At 44.9% G+C, this 1,079-nt stretch carries 1 protein-coding gene; it reads left to right on the forward strand.

Features of this window, described 5'->3' with window-relative positions; all coding sequences use genetic code 11:
• Nucleotides 1-125 precede the first annotated feature (125 nt).
• A partial coding sequence (locus tag PSF11_RS07830; protein WP_272682750.1) for a type VI secretion system Vgr family protein occupies nucleotides 126-1,079 on the forward strand: 954 nt, incomplete at its 3' end.

Genomic DNA, 1,079 nt, shown 5'->3' on the forward strand with positions numbered 1-1,079 from the left:
CAGTGGCAGGCACTTCCGGTGCTGACGACTGGCGTGCACCGCTGGAAGCGTAATCGCCTCACTCGACGAGCCTATAACGGCTCGTCTTTGTTTGATCTTTTTGCTATCGCTAGGTAAAGCCTCTTATGTCAAAATCAATCCCTAAGAACCCTTTATCTGATGCTGAAAAAGCGGGTCAACACTGGCAATCTCTATTAAACAGGCCAGAGCCACAGCGCCTTAAATCGGTTCTTGAGTCCACCGCATCTCAGCTCTCTCAATCTAAGAAAATAGATATTTACGATGCAATTGCTAATCGTAAACTGTATTCCGGACTCGTATTTACCTGCCAAATTGGTGATCTTCCTGTAGAGACCTTTCAAGTCACCCAATTTGATTTGCACGAAGGGTTATCCGAGTTATTTACGCTGAACATTCAAGCCGTCAGCTCACAATCAGAGATTGATTTTCAAGATGTATTGGGGATGGCTTCCTCCATCACCATCATGCGTGAAGGCATTGTTACTCGCTGTGTACAAGGAATTTTGGCTAGCGCCGAGCAAGGTAATACCGATGGTGTGAAAACGTGGTATCAGTTTGTTATCCGCCCTGAAATGTGGATCATGACACTTAAGCAAGATAGTCGTATTTTTCAGGATATGACCGTGCCTCAAGTATTGAAAATGTTATTGGATGAGAGTCATGTCAAACACGATAAATTATTTTATCACCCTGAAGAGCATTTGCAGCGCTCTTATATCACGCAAAAACGTGAAACCCTGTATGAGTTTTGGTGTCGTCTTGCTGCCGAAGAGGGGATCACCTTCTGGTTTGAGGAAGGCCCACAGATGTTTTACAGCGACCGCCATCTGGGGATGAAAGCAGGTATTCATCTGACCTATAACCCGCAATCCGATACCGATATTACCGACAGCACGGTCACCGCATGGCGTTATGCTGAACGCTTATGTAGTGATATTCGTATTGATAAAGATTACAATCAGTTACGTCCTTCTTACCCACTGAGCCATCAGGTAACGGGTGAAGTACATCAACAACACGAAGTATTTGAAAGTTATGGGCGCTTCCAAGAAGATGCC

Source organism: Providencia sp. PROV119 (genome assembly GCF_028482435.1).
GTDB classification, from domain to species: domain Bacteria; phylum Pseudomonadota; class Gammaproteobacteria; order Enterobacterales; family Enterobacteriaceae; genus Providencia; species Providencia stuartii.